This is a genomic window from Cognatishimia activa (assembly GCF_001458335.1).
Classification (GTDB): Bacteria; Pseudomonadota; Alphaproteobacteria; order Rhodobacterales; family Rhodobacteraceae; genus Cognatishimia; species Cognatishimia activa.
In genome coordinates, this window is record NZ_CYTO01000004.1 from 50082 (window position 1) to 67163 (window position 17082).

General features: G+C 53.7%; 18 protein-coding genes. 7 read left to right on the plus strand and 11 right to left on the minus strand.

Features of this window, described 5'->3' with window-relative positions; all coding sequences use genetic code 11:
• Position 1 precedes the first annotated feature (1 nt).
• A complete protein-coding gene (locus TA5113_RS01360) occupies positions 2–586 on the plus strand; it encodes an MlaC/ttg2D family ABC transporter substrate-binding protein (RefSeq protein WP_058313709.1) in 585 nt (194 codons plus the stop codon).
• 142 nt (positions 587–728) lie between these two features.
• On the opposite strand, the gene TA5113_RS01365 is transcribed toward TA5113_RS01360, so the two are convergent.
• The 4 genes from TA5113_RS01365 to TA5113_RS01380 form a co-directional block, all read right to left on the minus strand.
• Complete coding sequence (locus TA5113_RS01365) at positions 729–1634, minus strand: LysR family transcriptional regulator (protein WP_058313710.1); 906 nt, start codon at positions 1632–1634, stop codon at positions 729–731.
• A gap of 153 nt (positions 1635–1787) precedes the next feature.
• Positions 1788–2162 (minus strand): hypothetical protein, encoded by a 375-nt coding sequence (locus TA5113_RS01370; RefSeq protein ID WP_058313711.1) that lies wholly within the window; start codon positions 2160–2162, stop codon positions 1788–1790.
• Between the two features lie 9 nt (positions 2163–2171).
• On the minus strand, positions 2172–2945 hold the full coding sequence (locus tag TA5113_RS01375; protein ID WP_058313712.1) for a DUF6478 family protein: 774 nt from the start codon (positions 2943–2945) through the stop codon (positions 2172–2174).
• 76 nt (positions 2946–3021) lie between these two features.
• Entirely contained in the window at positions 3022–3669 is a 648-nt protein-coding gene (locus tag TA5113_RS01380; protein WP_131726391.1) for a hypothetical protein, read from the minus strand.
• Positions 3670–3790: 121 nt separating this feature from the next.
• Here TA5113_RS01380 and TA5113_RS01385 point away from each other — a divergent pair, with 121 nt between their 5' ends.
• The 3 genes from TA5113_RS01385 to TA5113_RS01395 all read left to right on the plus strand — a co-directional run bounded on the left by TA5113_RS01385 (position 3791) and on the right by TA5113_RS01395 (position 7061).
• Positions 3791–4672 carry a CPBP family intramembrane glutamic endopeptidase gene (locus tag TA5113_RS01385; RefSeq protein ID WP_058313714.1) on the plus strand — a complete coding sequence of 294 codons (882 nt, stop codon included), beginning with the start codon at positions 3791–3793 and terminating at the stop codon, positions 4670–4672.
• A gap of 61 nt (positions 4673–4733) precedes the next feature.
• Positions 4734–5684, plus strand: a complete 951-nt coding sequence (gene accD / locus TA5113_RS01390) for an acetyl-CoA carboxylase, carboxyltransferase subunit beta (protein ID WP_058313715.1) — start codon at positions 4734–4736, stop codon at positions 5682–5684.
• 96 nt (positions 5685–5780) lie between these two features.
• Positions 5781–7061: a bifunctional folylpolyglutamate synthase/dihydrofolate synthase gene (locus TA5113_RS01395; protein ID WP_058313716.1), complete on the plus strand. Its 1281-nt coding sequence runs from the start codon at positions 5781–5783 to the stop codon at positions 7059–7061.
• Between the two features lie 263 nt (positions 7062–7324).
• On the opposite strand, the gene zapE is transcribed toward TA5113_RS01395, so the two are convergent.
• Positions 7325–8392, minus strand: coding sequence for a cell division protein ZapE (zapE, locus tag TA5113_RS01400; protein ID WP_058313717.1), 1068 nt, complete (start codon positions 8390–8392; stop codon positions 7325–7327).
• Between the two features lie 117 nt (positions 8393–8509).
• Here zapE and TA5113_RS01405 point away from each other — a divergent pair, with 117 nt between their 5' ends.
• Both TA5113_RS01405 and TA5113_RS01410 read left to right on the plus strand, forming a co-directional pair.
• Positions 8510–9136 carry a glutathione S-transferase family protein gene (locus TA5113_RS01405; protein WP_058313718.1) on the plus strand — a complete coding sequence of 209 codons (627 nt, stop codon included), beginning with the start codon at positions 8510–8512 and terminating at the stop codon, positions 9134–9136.
• A gap of 123 nt (positions 9137–9259) precedes the next feature.
• Positions 9260–10501, plus strand: coding sequence for an MFS transporter (locus TA5113_RS01410; protein ID WP_058313719.1), 1242 nt, complete (start codon positions 9260–9262; stop codon positions 10499–10501).
• Here TA5113_RS01410 and TA5113_RS01415 read toward each other — a convergent pair.
• The 5 genes from TA5113_RS01415 to TA5113_RS01435 form a co-directional block, all read right to left on the minus strand.
• The gene (locus tag TA5113_RS01415; protein WP_058313720.1) at positions 10498–11412 is read right to left on the minus strand and encodes an ornithine cyclodeaminase family protein; all 915 of its coding nucleotides are present in this window, start codon (positions 11410–11412) and stop codon (positions 10498–10500) included. The two genes, TA5113_RS01410 and TA5113_RS01415, sit on opposite strands and share 4 nt — an antisense overlap.
• A complete protein-coding gene (locus tag TA5113_RS01420; RefSeq protein WP_058313721.1) occupies positions 11409–12029 on the minus strand; it encodes an HAD family hydrolase in 621 nt (206 codons plus the stop codon). Before TA5113_RS01420 ends, TA5113_RS01415 begins: the two co-directional genes overlap by 4 nt.
• A 14-nt stretch (positions 12030–12043) precedes the next feature.
• Positions 12044–12496, minus strand: a complete 453-nt coding sequence (locus tag TA5113_RS01425; RefSeq protein WP_058313722.1) for a YaiI/YqxD family protein — start codon at positions 12494–12496, stop codon at positions 12044–12046.
• On the minus strand, positions 12493–13965 hold the full coding sequence (sthA, locus tag TA5113_RS01430; protein WP_058313723.1) for a Si-specific NAD(P)(+) transhydrogenase: 1473 nt from the start codon (positions 13963–13965) through the stop codon (positions 12493–12495). The genes TA5113_RS01425 and sthA overlap by 4 nt, the downstream gene beginning before the upstream one ends.
• Before the next feature lie 137 nt (positions 13966–14102).
• Positions 14103–15032, minus strand: a complete 930-nt coding sequence (locus TA5113_RS01435; protein ID WP_058313724.1) for an AEC family transporter — start codon at positions 15030–15032, stop codon at positions 14103–14105.
• Between the two features lie 186 nt (positions 15033–15218).
• On the opposite strand from TA5113_RS01435, the gene TA5113_RS01440 reads away from it, so the two are divergent.
• Positions 15219–15845: a TetR/AcrR family transcriptional regulator gene (locus tag TA5113_RS01440; RefSeq protein ID WP_058313725.1), complete on the plus strand. Its 627-nt coding sequence runs from the start codon at positions 15219–15221 to the stop codon at positions 15843–15845.
• 62 nt (positions 15846–15907) lie between these two features.
• Here TA5113_RS01440 and TA5113_RS01445 read toward each other — a convergent pair whose 3' ends face one another.
• Positions 15908–17038, minus strand: coding sequence for an S-(hydroxymethyl)glutathione dehydrogenase/class III alcohol dehydrogenase (locus TA5113_RS01445; RefSeq protein ID WP_058313726.1), 1131 nt, complete (start codon positions 17036–17038; stop codon positions 15908–15910).
• Positions 17039–17082: the final 44 nt, after the last annotated feature.

Genomic DNA, 17082 nt, shown 5'->3' on the forward strand with positions numbered 1-17082 from the left:
TTTGAAACGTCGTACTTTTCTTTCCACCATCGCTGCTTCTACGCTTGTGCCTGCGCATGCTTTCGCGCTGACAAGTGCAGAGGCCGAGAAGCTTGTGGACAAAGTGGTTGCCGACATCAACAAAGTGATTGGGTCGGGGAAATCCTTGAACGCGATGATTGGCGATTTTGAGAGGATTTTTAAGCGTTATGCGGACGTTGCCTTCATAGCGGGTTCGGCTCTTGGTCCTGATGCGCGCGGCCTTAGCAACTCTCAGCGCAATAGATATGTCGATGCGTTCACAGGATACATTTCACGAAAATACGGCAAACGTTTCAATGAATTCGTGGGCGGACGGGTCGAAGTGAACAGTACTCGGAAAGTGAAAAGCTATTACGAAGTCTTGGGCACGGCGCATCTTCGCGGAGAGTCTCCGTTCGAATTAAATTTTCGCGTGTCAAACCGCACAGGCAAAGATCTGTTCTTTGACCTTATCATTGAAGGGATTAGCCTGCGTTTGACTGAAAAAAGTGAGATCGGCGCGATGCTGGACAAACGTCGTGGTGATATCGACGGATTGATCGCGGATCTTAAAAAAGCGGGTTAACCGCACGGCGCATTTTCCACTACCTTGTTTGGTCGCATATCTTGATCGCGGCGATTCTACGTTTGTGTGCACAAAAAAATCCCCGGTGTTGAACCGGGGATAGTCGGCTTTCAAAGCCTCAGGAATTTCGTTGGTATTACTATCACCACTCGGCCGGACCTTTGGCAGCGAAGGAGTGCACCAAGAAGTCGATGAAGGCGCGCACTTTAGGCTGGGTGAACCGGCCTGGCGGATAAACCGCGTAGATGCCTTGTGTCTCGATTGGTAGATCAGGAATTGCGTCCTCAACCAGACCTTGCTCCATTGCATCCGCGTAGAGGTAGCTTGGCAAGTAAGCGATACCGAGACCTGCGATGGCCGCATTCAGCAAGGACTGACCGTCATTTACGCTTAGCCAACCTGCTGTGCGCACCTGGCGTTTTTCGCCGGATGGTGCTGTTAGCTTCCACACAGCGCCATTGGACTGGCTGGAGTAATGCAGCAGCTTGTGCTCGTTTAGATCATCGATCTTGGTCGGGCGACCGTGCTTTTCAAAATATTCCGGGCTCGCGATCATTCGCGTGGTCGTCTCTGTCAGCTTGCGCGCACGAAGAGAGCTGTCTTCCAGCTCTCCGACACGAATTGCCATATCAAAGCCTTCGGAAATCAGCTCCACATAGCGGTTGTTCAGAACCATATTCACGGTGACTTCCGGGAAATCCGCAAGAAACTCACCCAAGACAGGGCTCAGGTGGTTAACCCCAAAGTCGGTGGCAACAGAAATGCGCAGCAAACCTGATGGTGCTGACTGCATAGAAGTTACAAGTGCATCCGCTTCGCCTGCGTCATTCAAAACACGGCGGGCGCGGTCGTAATAAGCGAGGCCAATTTCTGTTGGGCTAACCCGACGGGTGGTGCGGTTAAGCAGGCGGGCACCCAAACGTGCCTCCAGGCTGGAAACATGCTTGGAGACCGCGGATTTTGAGATACCCATCTTTTTGGCGGCATCAGTGAAGCCACCTTGGTCAACGACCGTGGCAAAAGCTTCCATTTCCGTTAGGCGATCCATTTCGCAATCCTCGTGTCAAAACGTGTTGACCTAAGGTTTGATATCAAAATGAGGCGTGAAAGGGGCAGGGGGCGGACAATATCGGGGTTTTGTGAGGGATCGTTTGCGGCGTGGAAACAACTTGGTTGGCTGCAATGACCTATTTTAAAGCGACTACATGGATTCCAAACAATGCCGACGGAATGCGCGTTTGAGCATATCCAGTTCCGCTCGCAGCAAATCCATTTCGGCGCGGATATCTTCTGCAATCGCTTCACCAGAAATGATCGTAATCACCTCCAGTGTCTCTTGTGCCATCACATCGCGGATTAAGATTGTTTGAACGCCATCCCCTAAAATATGCGCTGGAATCGGAATGCGCAGGGTCCAGCGCCCTTCGCCAACTTCCACCAGCTTTAACTGGTCAAGCGGCTTTTCTTCAAAGACGGGTTCCAGATGCGGTTGATCCGTGACGCCTTTTTCTGCGGTCACGATACCTTCCCAAATGCCTTCAAAGAGACGGGTTTTGCTGATGCTATATTGGCTCATCTCTTATCCTCACATCTCGGCGCGGGGGCGGCGACTAAAGGTAACATCGCGCAAAATGACTTGGTTCATTTCGGGACCTTCAAAGATCAAATCGACCCAAGCCTTTTCGATGCGCTTTTCATTGAGTTTGGAATAGGCGAGATCAAACTCAACCATAATGTCTTCTTCATGCAGGGGCAGTTCCCGGACAATTTGTTCGGTGTTGGGCCCATGTTTGATGTTGAACCGTGCAAAGATCTCCAACGGTTTTTCCATCTCAACAATCGTGTCCATGCGGATCACGTATTGCCGGTTGAGGTCGTGAAGCGCGTCTTTAGGGAAATCGATCACCAGTGACAAAAAGGAGCCGTCAAAGCGGAAAACATCCATTCTTAGACCGTAGGGCGCGAGGTCCTTGGCGCGGGTATTGCGCAATTGGCGAAGCGTTAGTTCAGAGATTGAGCAATCGTGAAAAAGTGTAACCTCTTCACCAAGACCCTCTTTGCTTTGCACCGCAACGCGACCCTTCGATGGCAGGCTCTCGCGCCAAACAGTAGGTCGCCATGCCCAGTCGGTGCCATGGGGTTTTGGGAAGGTGTTGGACCCAATGATCGGTAATGCAAGTCGACCGTCGGCCACCGAGATCAGAGAATCAAGGTGGGAGCGCAGTTGGCGTGCCAAAGTTCGGCGTCGTTTCAAAGTGCGCAGGTCTGTTTCTGAGGCTTCGCGCGCAGCTTGCGCCCAAAATCGGGTCACGCCGCGATTTACAATTCTGCGCCAGATTCTACCTGATCTAATGCCCATCCTGCCCGTCTTCCCGCCTCGCTGAGACTGATCGCGATTTGGAAACAATTCGCGACTTGTTTCTGTATTGTGTAGCCTATTGGTTTATTTGAAACAAACGTCGAAATGCGAGAATGGTCGTTTTTTGCGATTGTATCTTAGCGGTAGCCTGATCGGACAAAGGTTTGGCTTGGATGCCTCGCGCGAGATCTTCCAAAATAGGTTTGCCTTTGGCACCAATCACCGATCCCTTCTCAGGGCCATAGAGCGCCAAGGTCACAATCCGATCCTGCACCTTCATTGCGGCACGCCAATACTGCGCCGCCGCTCCATCAAGGCGGGATGTGTCGCTCGCGTTCACTTGTTGCATAATGAGGCCCGGAACGCGCGGGGATTGGGTCGCGCCGGTTCCCATCAACGTTTCTAATTCAAGGTCGCTTTGATCCGCAGTCAGCTGTGCGCCAAGGCTAACAGTAAGAATTCCACGATCTGCGGGATTCGTTTTCGGTGTGCCCGCCAGTACGTCACAATTGGTCATAAGAACAAAACTGCTCGAAGGTCTAGAAGACGTATCGACACAATATGACCTAGGCGCATTAACAAGGATTTCACCGCCCGCTAGGGCATGTATGCGGGCTTGCTTTGGTGAATTGGTGGACGGGCCGATGGTCGGAATACAAGCGGCCAAAGCGAGAGTTGAACTGCAAATCGCGAGGGCTTTGATCAACGGTGATTGGCGCAGCATTCTCAACTCGTAACAGAACGTTACGGATGAATATCCAAGCGGGGCATCCATAGCAAGTCTCGGGCAAACCAATCGCGATCACGCACTATACCTGTGGCCTAAATGACGATAGGGCTTTGTCATGTCCGTTTATGATCCGCATCAAGTTCTTGTTGCACCTGCCCGCACCAGCGCCAGTTTGCCACGCCTGTTTGGCGGAGTGGTCGTTTTGATGATTTCGATCATGGCGTTCAATGTCGCGATGATCCGAGTCTTGGAGGGGATGACCGATTGGGAACGGTTACAGATTGAGCTGATCACCGGTGACACGGCGCGTGCAATGCTGATCACGCTGTATTCATTTACCCTTCCTATCGCATCTCTTTGGGTGGTCACCCGTCTTTTGCATGACCGATCATTCACCAGCTTAATCGGTCCGCTGCGTCATGCTTTTGTCGATTTCTTCAGGGTTTTCCGCTGGCTCATTGTGCTGGTCGCAGTGATGCTTGTGTTGCCCGCGCCTGCATCCCAACAACCCAGCATGCATCTTGGGTTTGATACTTGGTTACCTCTGGTCTTGCCCGCACTGCTGGGGGTTCTGATCCAAGTAAGTGCAGAAGAGTTGATGTTCCGCGGCTATCTTCAAAGCCAACTCGCCGCTCGCTTCTCTCACCCGATCATTTGGATGGTCATTCCAAGCATGATTTTTGGCTTCTTGCACTTCAGCCCCGAAGCCTACGGAGAGAACGCACTCTTTATAGCGCTATGGGCGACCCTGTTTGGTGTCGCTGCGGCTGATTTGACAGCGCGTTCAGGCTCCCTAGGCCCTGCGATAGCCCTGCATTTTGTAAATAATGTCGTGGCGATTATGATCGTGGGCATGCAGCATCATTGGGATGGGCTCGCGCTGCTTCATATGCCCTATGGTCCACAGGATGCGGGTCATGTTCGGACAGCTTTGATCGTAGAGGGGCCAATTTTGTTTTGTTTTTGGCTTGCAGCGCGGATCGCGATCAGGCGTTGATTGCAATTCGTGAAAGAGCAGCTTATCTGGGTGCCGTTGCGCGACTTTTGAGGTTTTGTAGATGAACTGGATCACCAACTACGTCCGTCCACGGATCAACTCGATCTTCTCCCGCCGAGAAGTGCCCGAGAACCTGTGGGTCAAATGTAGCGAATGTAATACGATGCTGTTCCATCGGGAACTGAAGGACAATCTGAACGTTTGTCCTCAATGTGATCACCACATGGCCATCTCACCGCGGGACCGCTTCGCCTCGATGTTTGATGGCGCGATCTTCACCGAGATCAAAGTGCCAGAGCCAATTTCTGACCCGCTGCACTTTAAAGACCAGAAGAAGTACCCGGATCGCATGAAAGCCGCTCAGAAGAAGACTGGCGAAAAGGAAGCCATGCTGGTGGCTGAAGGCGAAATCGGGCGCACCCCAGTTGTGGCCTGCGCGCAGGACTTCTCTTTCATGGGTGGTTCTATGTCCATGTATGTGGGCAATGCGATTGTCGCCGCTGCAGAGCGCGCGGTCGAGCTGAAGCGCCCACTGATCCTTTTCTCCGCCGCTGGTGGCGCGCGAATGCAAGAAGGCATTCTTGGTCTGATGCAAATGCCACGTACGACGATCGCCATTCAGATGCTGAAGGAAGCTGGCCTTCCATACATCGTGGTGCTCACTCACCCGACCACGGGTGGTGTGACCGCGTCCTATGCGATGTTGGGTGACGTGCAGATTGCCGAACCAAATGCATTGATTGGCTTCGCAGGTGCCCGTGTGATCGAGCAAACGATCCGCGAGAAACTGCCTGAAGGTTTCCAGCGCGCCGAATATCTCTTGGACCACGGTATGCTAGACCGCGTGACCAAGCGGACCGAGATGCGCGACGAACTGATTACGATCGTACGCATGCTTCTTGATATGCCACCAGCGATTAAAGGTGACTTGCCTGCGCCAAACGCTGATGAATTAGCCGAAACACCTGCGGAGCCTGAAAAAGCTGAAGCAGAGGCTGGAAAAGCTGACTGATTACAGCGTTTCTCTTGTGAATTATGACGCGTCCTGCATTGAGCAGGGCGCGTTTTTTATATAGCGCATTTAAGAGCATCTATTTGAGACCTCCCCATGGATAACACCGCAAACCAATCCTCTGACGCAATCCTTGACCGGATGATGGCCCTACACCCCAAGATCATTGATCTGACCTTGGATCGAGTTTGGCGGTTGTTGAAAGCGCTCGACGACCCACAGGAGAAATTGCCGCCAGTGATCCATATCGCAGGCACCAACGGCAAAGGCTCTACCCAAGCAATGATCCGTGCTGGGATCGAGGGTATGGGCAAGTCTGCTCATGCATATACGTCGCCGCATCTCGCGAAGTTTCACGAACGCATTCGTTTGGCGGGTGAGTTGATCAGTGAAGAGCATCTGACGGAAGTTTTGGACGAGTGTTACGCCAAGAATGATGGCATCGACATCACGTATTTTGAGATCACAACCTGCGCCGCGCTATTGGCCTTTGCTCGGACCAAAGCGGACTACACTCTGCTTGAAGTGGGGTTGGGGGGGCGACTGGACGCGACCAATGTGATCACGCCAGAGATCTCGGTGATTACGCCTGTTTCAAAAGATCACGAGCAATTCTTGGGAGATACCATCGACAAGATCGCCGCTGAGAAGGCGGGTATCATCAAACGAGGCGTGCCTTGTGTGGTTGGCCCTCAGGACGACGCTGCGATGGATGTGATTGAGGCCACCGCATTGCGTCTGGGTGCTCCGTTGCTTGTCTATGGTCAGCACTGGCATGTGAGCACTGAGCGTGGCCGTTTGATCTATCAAGATGATCATGGCCTGCTGGATTTACCGATGCCGGCACTGCTTGGAGCCCATCAGGTGATCAACGCCGGTGCAGCTTTGGCTGTTTTGCGCCACTTGGGCGCTGATGATGCAGCTTGTGAAGCGGCGATGGTGAATGCGGAGTGGCCTGCAAGGATGCAGCGCCTTAAATCCGGCCCACTGATCGACATCGCCGGCGATGCGGAACTCTGGCTCGACGGTGGCCATAACGCCGCTGCTGGGATTGCGATCGCGGAGCTTCTGAAGGCTCTGCCACAACGGAACGTGCACCTGATTTGCGGCATGCTGAATACCAAGGATGTAAACGGCTACCTCGCGCCGATTGCTAAGGAAGTCGTCTCTCTCACAGCTGTATCTATCCCAGGTGAAGCCAACACTCTGCCTGCAGAAGCGACCGCTCTTGCAGCGGCGCAAGTCGGGATGGAGGCGAAAACGGCTGCGAATGTGGCAACTGCATTGAAAGATATCATCGCAGATCATCCAGATTGTCGGGTTTTGATTTGTGGATCACTCTACTTGGCCGGAGTGGTGCTTCGAGAGAACGGGTAGCGCGAATTTTTTTTGCAGGGCTAAGTCGTTGAAACGACTCACTTCTGCGAATCGCTGAGTGACCGATTCGTAGAAATCGATTCGGAGCCACTTGACCGATTCGTTTACCGATGCGTATAGTCTCTCTAGCAGGACTTTTTTCAATAATGGCAGTGGGATAGAGGTGGCCGAGCAGCGCCTTTAAGCCCATGACAGGCAAGTCTATCGGGACCAGGGGATGCCAACGGGCGTCCCCTGATTCGTTTGGAAATCCGTGATTTGACTTAGGAGTCCTTGCCCCAATCCGCATCCTGCATTTCGCGAAGACGGCTTGCAGTACGTTCGAACTCAAAAATGCCTTCGCCTTCAAGATAAAGCATCTCTGGCTCGGCCGCCGCCGAGCAGATCAGGCGCACTTTTGCTTCATACAGCGCATCGATCAGGGTTACGAAACGTTTGGCTTCGTTAAAGTTATTCCGGCTGAGCGTCGGGATGTCTTCGAGGACCAGCACTTTCAATGCATCAGAAATAGCAAGGTAGTCGCCAGCGCCGAGAAGCTTGCCGCAAAGGTCGAAGAACGTCGCGCGACCGACGCCGTTGCGAAACGCGGGGATTTCTACTTCGCGGCCCTTAACTGTGAGGAATAACGGACTAGCACCACCGCCACTGAGGTCATCAAAAATAGCGCGCATCTGAGCGCGCGCTTCGCTGCCCGCTTGAACAAAATAGACTTGGCTGCCGGACAATCGATTTTGGCGATAGTCGGTCTCTGATGCCATCTCATACACAACCATCTGCTCTTTGAGCACATCGATGAAGGGCAGGAAAAGCTGGCGGTTTAGTCCGTTTTTATAAAGATCATCGGGGACGCGGTTTGACGTGGTTACGACAGTCACACCAGCATCAAAAAGCATCTCGAATAGACGCCCAACAATCATCGCATCCGTAATGTCGGTGATCTGCATTTCGTCGAAGGCCAGCATCCGCACGTCGTCTGCGACTTTTGCAGCAACCGGGGCGAGCGCGTCCTCTACGCCTTCTTTGCGCGCCTCGTGCATGCCTGCGTGGATTTCCTGCATAAATGCGTGAAAGTGGACGCGTCGCGCGGGGACATCAGCCGCTTCTACAAACAAGTCCATCAACATAGACTTGCCGCGGCCCACGCCACCCCAAAGATAAAGGCCCTTTACAGGTTCGGGTTTGGCCTTTTTGAACCAACCTTTTTTCTCGGGTGGTTTCGCAAGCCCGGCGCGCACGCGTTCGAATTCTGGCAACACGGCCTCTTGCGCCGGGTCTGGGGTCAATTCGCCTGCCGCGACGCGGGCAGCATAGATATCTTGGATTGTCGTCATGAAATCTGCATAGCGGTTGGCGCAGGGTGTGAAAAGGGAGCGCGGGTGCTTGACCGAAAAAAGCAGAAGCCAAGCCGCTTGGATACTGGCATTGTGTGCGCGGAACGGAGGGGCGACATGATCACGCTTTACACTTGGGATACGCCGAACGGTCGCAAGATTTCGATTGCGCTTGAAGAGATGGGCTTGGCTTACCAGGTGAAGCCAATTGATATCGGCGCCAATGCGCAGTTTGCACCTGACTTTCTTGCGCTGAATCCAAATCATAAAATCCCGGTATTGGTTGATGATGGGACGGTGGTGAATGAGAGCGGAGCAATCTTGCTCTATCTTGCTGAAAAAACCGGCCAGTTTGCGCCAGATCGCTCTGATCCTGACTATTGGGAGATGATGCGGTGGCTGATGTGGCAGATGGGCGGGCAGGGACCGATGCTGGGCCAAGCCCATCACTTTCTGAAATTCAACCCCGGCAAGGCCCCTTATGCGGAAGAGCGATTTGGGAAAGAAGCGCAGCGGCTCTATGGAGTATTGGATCAACACCTAACCGGTCGAGAATTCATTTTGAACGATCTATCGATTTGTGAATTCGCCATTTGGCCCTGGGTGTCGCGGTTTGAGTTCCAGCAGATCGACTTGTTCGATTATCCTGCGGTGCGGGATTGGTATGAACGGCTCGCGGATCGCCCTGCTTTCCAAAGAGGCTACAGTGTGCCGTCAGATGTTGGCGCAATACCCCGTTCGTGACAGAATTCTTGTTAGGGCAGAGAAGTTGACGTATCACAGATTGTGATAGACTTCTCACAATTGCTGAATTGACCTGAAGAGTTTCAAAGACCAATCTTTGCGACTTGAGATAAGGAGACAAAAATGCAGGAACGTACCCCCCTGATGACACCGGTTTTGATCGCTGGCTGCATAATCATTTTGGTCTCTTTCTCGATCCGCGCAAGTTTCGGCGTTTTCCAAATCCCCATTGCAGAAGAGTTTGGTTGGCTTCGGTCTGAGTTCTCTCTCGCAATTGCGATCCAAAACCTCGCTTGGGGCATCGGGCAGCCGATTTTTGGCGCGATTGCAGAGCGTATTGGAGATCGCAAAGCGATCTTTATGGGCGCATTGGTTTACGCAGCGGGTTTGGTTCTGTCGTCCTTCGCAGTCTCTCCACAAGCGCACCAGATGTATGAGGTGCTGGTTGGCTTCGGCGTTGCTGGGACTGGCTTTGGTGTCATCCTTGCGGTTGTGGGTCGGGCGAGCTCTGACGAAAATCGCTCCATGTCATTGGCGATTGCAACGGCTGCAGGCAGTGCGGGACAGGTGTTTGGTGCACCGGTCGCTGAATGGATGCTGGGTTTCATGACTTGGCAGACCACGTTCCTCATTTTTGCGGTCGCCATTCTCGGGGTTCTGTTGACCTTGCCGATGATGCGCGCCCCGGCAGCGACCAAGGCTGAGCTCGAAGAAAGCATGGGCACTATCTTGACCCGGGCCTTCAAGGACCCGTCCTATACGCTCATTTTCCTCGGGTTCTTCAGCTGCGGTTATCAGCTTGCCTTCGTGACCGCCCACTTCCCGGCCTTTATCACAGAGGTTTGTGCCGCCATTGATCCAAGCGGCATGCTTGCTGCGGTGGGCATAAGCACAACGTCACAGCTTGGCGCATGGGCGATTGCGTTGATCGGCGCGGCCAATATCGCGGGTACGCTCTATGCGGGTTACCTCGGCAAGCGCTATTCCAAGAAGTACCTGCTGGCAGGGATCTATGCCGGTCGTACAATTGCCGCGGCAGCATTCATCTTGTTGCCAATGACCCCGACCACCGTGATTATTTTCTCCATCGTCATGGGCTCTTTGTGGCTTGCTACGGTTCCGCTCACGTCAGGCCTTGTCGCGCACCTTTATGGTCTGCGCTATATGGGCACGCTTTACGGCATCGTCTTCTTCAGTCACCAATTGGGAAGCTTCTTGGGAGTCTGGCTGGGCGGCCGTATGTATGACGCCTATGGCAGCTATGACGCGGTCTGGTGGATCGGTGTGGGTGTTGGCGCATTCAGTGCCATCGTGCACTTGCCGATTAAAGAGAACCGCCCACCAGCCTCTGCGATGGCCGCTTAGTTTGCGGCCTTCCACCGGTCTAGAATGTATCGGCTGGTCATGAGATCCAAATGCGCGCCGCCACCATTTTTGAACAAGGTGATCTCGTCCAGAGATGCCCTCTTGAACCGATCCAGATGGTAATAATCCGCTGCAATGTCGTCGCGGCTTAACGCGCCACTCTCGAGTGGCGCGATCAGTTCGCCAATGTGTTCAGCGGTCGTGTCAAAGCTATCAACAAAGACAGTGGCGCGCCGCATCGCTTCGTCGTCCACCTCTCGCATATCAGGGCGGTATGCACCTATGAGGTCGATGTGTATGCCGGGTTGGAGCCACTCACCGCGGATCACAGGCGCGGTGCTCATCGTTGCGCTTGTGACGATATCGGCGGACCGAACTGCCATCTCTAAGTCATTGGCGGCTGACGTATTTGGAAACTCAGCAGCCAGTTCCTCGGCCTTCCGCGCCGTACGGTTCCAAATTTTGAACTCCGCAGTCGGAAAAGCAGCGCCGTAGGCCTCTCGGAGGCTGCGCGCAACCGCACCAGCACCAACGATTAAGATGGAATTGCTGTCAGGGCGCGCGAGACGTCTTGCTGCAAGAAGGCTATCGGCGGCGGTTTTCATTTTGGTGACGAGATGGAAATCAACCAGGGCCTCGAGTTCACCGGTCTGGTCATCAAACAGGGTCACCGCACCATTCACCACAGGCGCGTTTCGCGTTGTGTTCCCCGGAAAAATAGTCGCGGATTTTACCGCAATCCCCAGTCCATCGATCCAAGCTTGGCGCTGCAACAGTGTGTCTGCACCGCGATAAAGAAAGCTGTCTGAAATCTGCGCTTTCGCGAGACGATGGCCTTCAGCCAATGCATCGGTCAGCTCAAGCCAATCGAGATGCTTCGCGCCTTCCTCAAATCCGATGTGCAGCGTCATGCAGCCTCTTCTTTGGTTAATAGCCCCTCTGCGACCAGCCGATCAGCCCAGCCTTGAGGACCTTCAAACAAGTGGGTCTTCCAACCGCGCGCTTGAGCAGTGACAAGGTTTTCTTCCCGGTCATCTGTGAAAATAAGGCGGTCAGGTTCGATCTGGCAATCTTCTTCCACCATCTCATAGATCCGGTTGAAGGGTTTCACATGCCCCATGCGGCCAGACACATACTCTCGGTCAAACTCCCCCAAAACAGGGTAGACTTTGACCGCTGGCGGCCAGTTCTCAACACCGAAATTGGATAGCGCAAAGACTGGAACGCCTTTGGTGCGAAGGGCGCGCAGCAACCGCCATGAATGATCAATCGCCGGACTTGCCATATCAAACCAATTGTCATGCCACATACGGATTTCATCGCCCCATTCTGGGTGCTCTTCGGCGAAATCATAGATGCGGTCTTTGAACGGCGCGCCAAGATCGATGTCATTGTTCATGTCATGCAGATCAAGTGCTGCAAACATCGCTTTGCGACGTTCTTCTCCGATCAATCTGTCATAGGCACGCTCAGGCTGCCATTCGATCAGTACGTTGCCGACGTCAAAAATAACGGCTTCAATGGGCATGTGAAATCCTGTTGTTAAAGAGATTTTGCAGCGCGAAGATCACGTTCGAGCGCATCTAAAAAGCGGCTGCGGTCAGCCTTAGAGAATGCTTTGCCACCGCCTTGCCGAAACGGATCCGCAGAACGCAGGTCGCTCATCAGATCTCGCACGGCCAGGGCTTGGCCGATATTACGCTCGTTGAGCGTTTCGCCGTTGTGTTTGAGCACCTTTGCCCCAGCTTCCACGCATTTCGCAGCAAGTGGGATGTCACCGGTAATCACCACATCACCGGTCTTTGCCCGGTCGGCGATCCACATGTCAGCCACGTCGGGGCCTTCCGGGACAATCACGTTTTCAATGAGCGGATTTTGCGAAGGGCGTAGCCCCCCATTGCTAACCACGTAGACTTTGATCTTGTGACGCGTCGCCACCCGCTCGACTTCTGCCTTCACCGGGCAAGCGTCCGCGTCTACATAGATCTCTGTCACGACTTGCCTTCAGCTTTCAGGCGTTTTTGGGTCGCTTTCTTTTCCTTGGCGCGTTCTTCTTTTTTGACTTTGAACTCGTCAGGGATCGGCATGCGGTTGAAGGCGTCGAGCCCCGCAACACGGTAAGCTTCTGCCAAGGTCGGATAGTTGAAGGTATTCTCAACGAAATAGTCGACGGTGCCTTTTAGGTTCATCACCGCCTGGGCAATGTGAATCAGTTCGGTAGCGCCTTCGCCAACAATCTGCACGCCAAGCAAGCGGCGTGTTTTGAGCGAAAGCAGCATTTTCAGCATGCCGTGCTCGAGCCCCATGATATGTCCGCGAGAGGTTTCCCTGAACCGCGCAACACCGACTTCATAAGCGATCCCGCGTTCCTGCAACTCTTCCTCGGACATGCCACAGGTGGAGATTTCAGGCACCGAATAGATCCCGTATGGGAACCAAGGGCTTTCAGGCAGCGTCGGGGTTTCCAGCGCGTGACATGCGGCGACTCGGCCCTGTTGCACAGAGGTGGACGCAAGGCTGGGGTGCCCAATGACGTCGCCTGCTGCGTAGATGTGGGGCACATCAGTCTGATAGCTCTTACGGTCCACCGCGACGCGTCCACGGTGATCTGTCTCCAAACCGACCGCCTTCAAGTTCAGGCGCTCGGTCGCACCCATGCGTCCCGCTGCAAACAGCAACATTTCAGCCCGAACGTGGCGACCGTTCTCCAAAGTGACTTCAACCATGTCGTCATGCTCTTCGATCTTCTCGATTGCAGATCCCAAACGCAGATCAACCCCGTTTTCGCGGATCTGGTGGGTGAAGTCTTCGATCAGACGTTTGTCGATGAAGTCGAGGAAGCTGTCGCGTGGTTCGATGAGCGTGACTTGAATGTCCAGAGCGGAGAACATGGTGGCATATTCCACCCCGATGACGCCGGCACCCACCACAACAAGTGAGCGTGGGATCTTCGCCATGTCCAAGAATTCATCACTGTCCAGGATATTGGTGCCATTGAACGGTACGTTGTCGGGGCGATAGGTCTTTGTACCGGTGGCGATCAAGAAGTTGTCTGCTGTCAACACGGTGGTTTCACCGGCTTCGGTTGCGACTTCGACCTCTTTGGGGCCGATGAACTTCGCGAACCCATTCAGCGTTTCAACGTGGTTGCGGTTGAACTGATGTTCCAGCACGTCAACTTCGTGGTCCAAAGTCATATGCAAGCGCGCCTTGAGGTCGTCTGCTTTGATTTCGTCTTTCACGCGGTAGGATCGGCCATAGAAGCTACGCTCGCGCCATCCAGAAAGGTTGAGAACAGTTTCCCGCAAAGTTTTGGACGGGATCGTGCCTGTGTGCACCGATACACCGCCCAAACGATCCCGGCGATCAATCACCAGAACTTTGCGTTTCAACTTGCCCGCTTGAATGGCTGCAGCGCGACCGGCGGGTCCGGACCCGATCACGATCAAATCATAGTGGCTCATGGTTCACTCCGCATGACAGGATGCCGCGTTTTTGTCGGTCTATCCGTATGATGTTGCTGCATGGCTATAGCATCAACATGCTGAACGGCAAGCGATGCGCGGCAGGAGTTAACCAATTTACGGCTAAGATCCCAGATTTACAGCAAAGCCACCCAACCAACGGTCGCTGAAAAGGTTACAATCGAGATGGCTGTGGAGATCAGGATCGAAGCAGACACACGCTGTGGTGCGACCCCATAATGTTGCGCGAGCATGAAAACATTGCCTGCGACAGGAAGTGCGGAACAGGCGATGATGACACCCGCTTCAAAGGTCGCAACGTTAAAGAGCAGCAAAGCGAACCCAGCGACGGCCAAGGGATGCAAAACCAACTTACAGAAACTCAGCCATCCGGCGACGGACATTCGTTCGGCGGATTTGCTTGCGAGGGAAGCGCCTATCGCAAAAAGCGCACCGGGAGTAGCGGCCGCGCCGAGGGTGACGAGGAAGCTGTTCAGAACTTCCGGCATTGGCCAATCCAAAGATGACCAAATAAGACCGAGCGAAATTGAAACGATCATCGGGTTTTTGATCAGTCCAACGCCAACAGTTTTAAAGATCGCAAATGACATGCGCCCATCGCGCGCACCGTTGATCAAAATCACAATGAGTGAAGAGAAGACGATCAGGTCGACGGCAAGGATGAGCATGACTGGACCGATGGATTCTGGTCCCATCAAAACCGCCATCATTGGAATGCCGAGAAACCCGGTATTGCCAATCACAGCACATTGCGCTTCGACGGCAGCGACCTCCACACTTTGTTTGCGCAGGAACGACACAAAGGTTGCAACGATATAAATTGCCGTGGTGCCTGCGAGGTAAGCATAGATGATGTTCCAGTCTAAAACCTCGCCCAATGAAAGGTTCGCCGCAAAGCGGAACAACATTGCAGACAGTGCGAAGAAAAAGACAAACTTGGTCAAATAAGCGGTGGCCGCTTCTGGAAAAAAACCAGAGCGACCGGCCAAATATCCAATCCCGATGATTGCAAAGAACGGGAGCGTTTGCAGAAATACGTCGATCATGCGCAATTGGTAACATGGGCTGACCAAATCGCAAGGCGGATCGTCGTGTCCCGTGGTTTTACGGGCAAGCGTTCATGACATTGGGGCAGCCAACTCAGTGCGTTCAAAGTCGTACTCTTTTGGTTAGGTTGGCATAACTGAACTAATCAGTTTATATTTGAGCCTTTAGGTATTTACAGGACAAACATGAACCCTCAGGTCTCCGTTCTTCGAAAAGGTCGTAAATTGGATCAGGTTCTCGCCGGCGCGCGAGAGATTTTCCTTAGGGACGGCTTTGAAGGGGCAAGCGTTGACGATATCGCCCGAGCGGCCGGAGTGTCTAAGGCGACTCTGTACAGCTATTTTTCTGACAAGCGGCAGCTGTTTCAAGAGGTTGTGCAGGCGGAATGTCAGCGCATGTCGACCGAGATCGTTTCAAAGATTGATGACACGATGCCGATCCGCGAAGCTTTGTCCGCAGCGGCGTACGGACTTACCAAGTTCCTTGTCTCTGATTTCTCCCAACGCATTTTTAGAATCTGCGTTGCGGAACGTGACCGGTTTCCAGAGCTGGGGCAGGCCTATTATGCTGCGGGTCCGGGCAATGGGCATCAGCAGCTGGTTGAACACTTAGCGGCAAGTGTTGCATGCGGAGAGCTTGAGATCGCGGATGTTGATATGGCCGCGTACCAGTTTTCAGAGCTGTGTAAGGCGCGCAATTTCAGCTTGGCGTGTTTTGGCGTGAAAACCGAATTTGGTGAAAGTGAAATTCAGGACGTCGCCGAAGCCGCTGTTGATATGTTCATGAAGAGCTACGCGCCCAAGCAAGCCTAAACAACGAAAAGCCCCGCCAAATGCGGGGCTTTTGTGTGCATCTTAACCTTTGGGTTGACCCTTTAGGTGAACTCCACGACGGCGCGGATGGATTTGCCTTGATGCATCAGCTCAAAGCCCTCATTGATCTCATCTAGTGACAGCTTGTGGGTGATCATTGGATCAATCTCGATTTTGCCGTCCATGTACCAGTCGACAAATTTTGGCACATCGGTGCGCCCCTTAGCGCCGCCAAAGGCGGTGCCTTTCCAGACCCGACCGGTCACCAATTGGAAGGGACGCGTGGAGATTTCCGCTCCCGCAGGCGCAACACCGATGATCACGGATACACCCCAGCCACGATGGCTGCATTCCAATGCGTCACGCATCACCTGAACGTTGCCCGTGGCGTCAAATGAATAGTCGACGCCCCCGAACTGGTCTTGATCGGTCTTCGTGATTTCAATGATTGCTTCAGTGACATTGTCGACTTTGCTTGGGTTGACGAAATGAGTCATGCCGAACTCACGTGCCATTTCAGCTTTGTCATCGTTGAGGTCGACGCCAATGATCGTGTCAGCACCCGCCATGCGCAGGCCTTGGATGACGTTTAGCCCGATCCCACCCAAGCCAAACACGGCCGCAGATGACCCGATTTCAACACCAGCTGTGTTGATCACGGCACCGATCCCCGTCGTCACGCCGCAACCGATATAGCAAATTTTATCGAAAGGCGCGTCCTCGCGTACTTTCGCCAAGGCGATTTCCGGCAGCACGGTGTGGTTCGCGAAGGTCGAACACCCCATGTAGTGATAGATCGGAGTCCCATCGAGCATGGAGAACCGCGTTGTGCCATCAGGCATCAGGCCTTGGCCCTGAGTGCCCCGGATCGATGTGCACAGATTGGTTTTTCCAGATAGGCAAGAGTGACACTCGCGGCACTCGGGTGTGTAGAGCGGGATCACATGATCGCCGGGTTTCAAGGTTGTCACCCCTTCGCCCACCTCCAGAACAACGCCCGCGCCCTCATGGCCCAAAATGGAAGGGAACAACCCTTCTGGGTCCGCCCCTGAACGCGTGAACTCATCTGTGTGGCATATGCCTGTCGCCTTGATTTCTATAAGAACCTCGCCGGCTTTGGGGCCATCCAAGTTCACTTCCATAATTTCCAAGGGTTTGCCTGCCTCAAGGGCGACGGCGGCACGGGTGCGCATTAGGGTTCCTCCGGGTTGGCTTCTTAGCTGACGAAGATCATAAG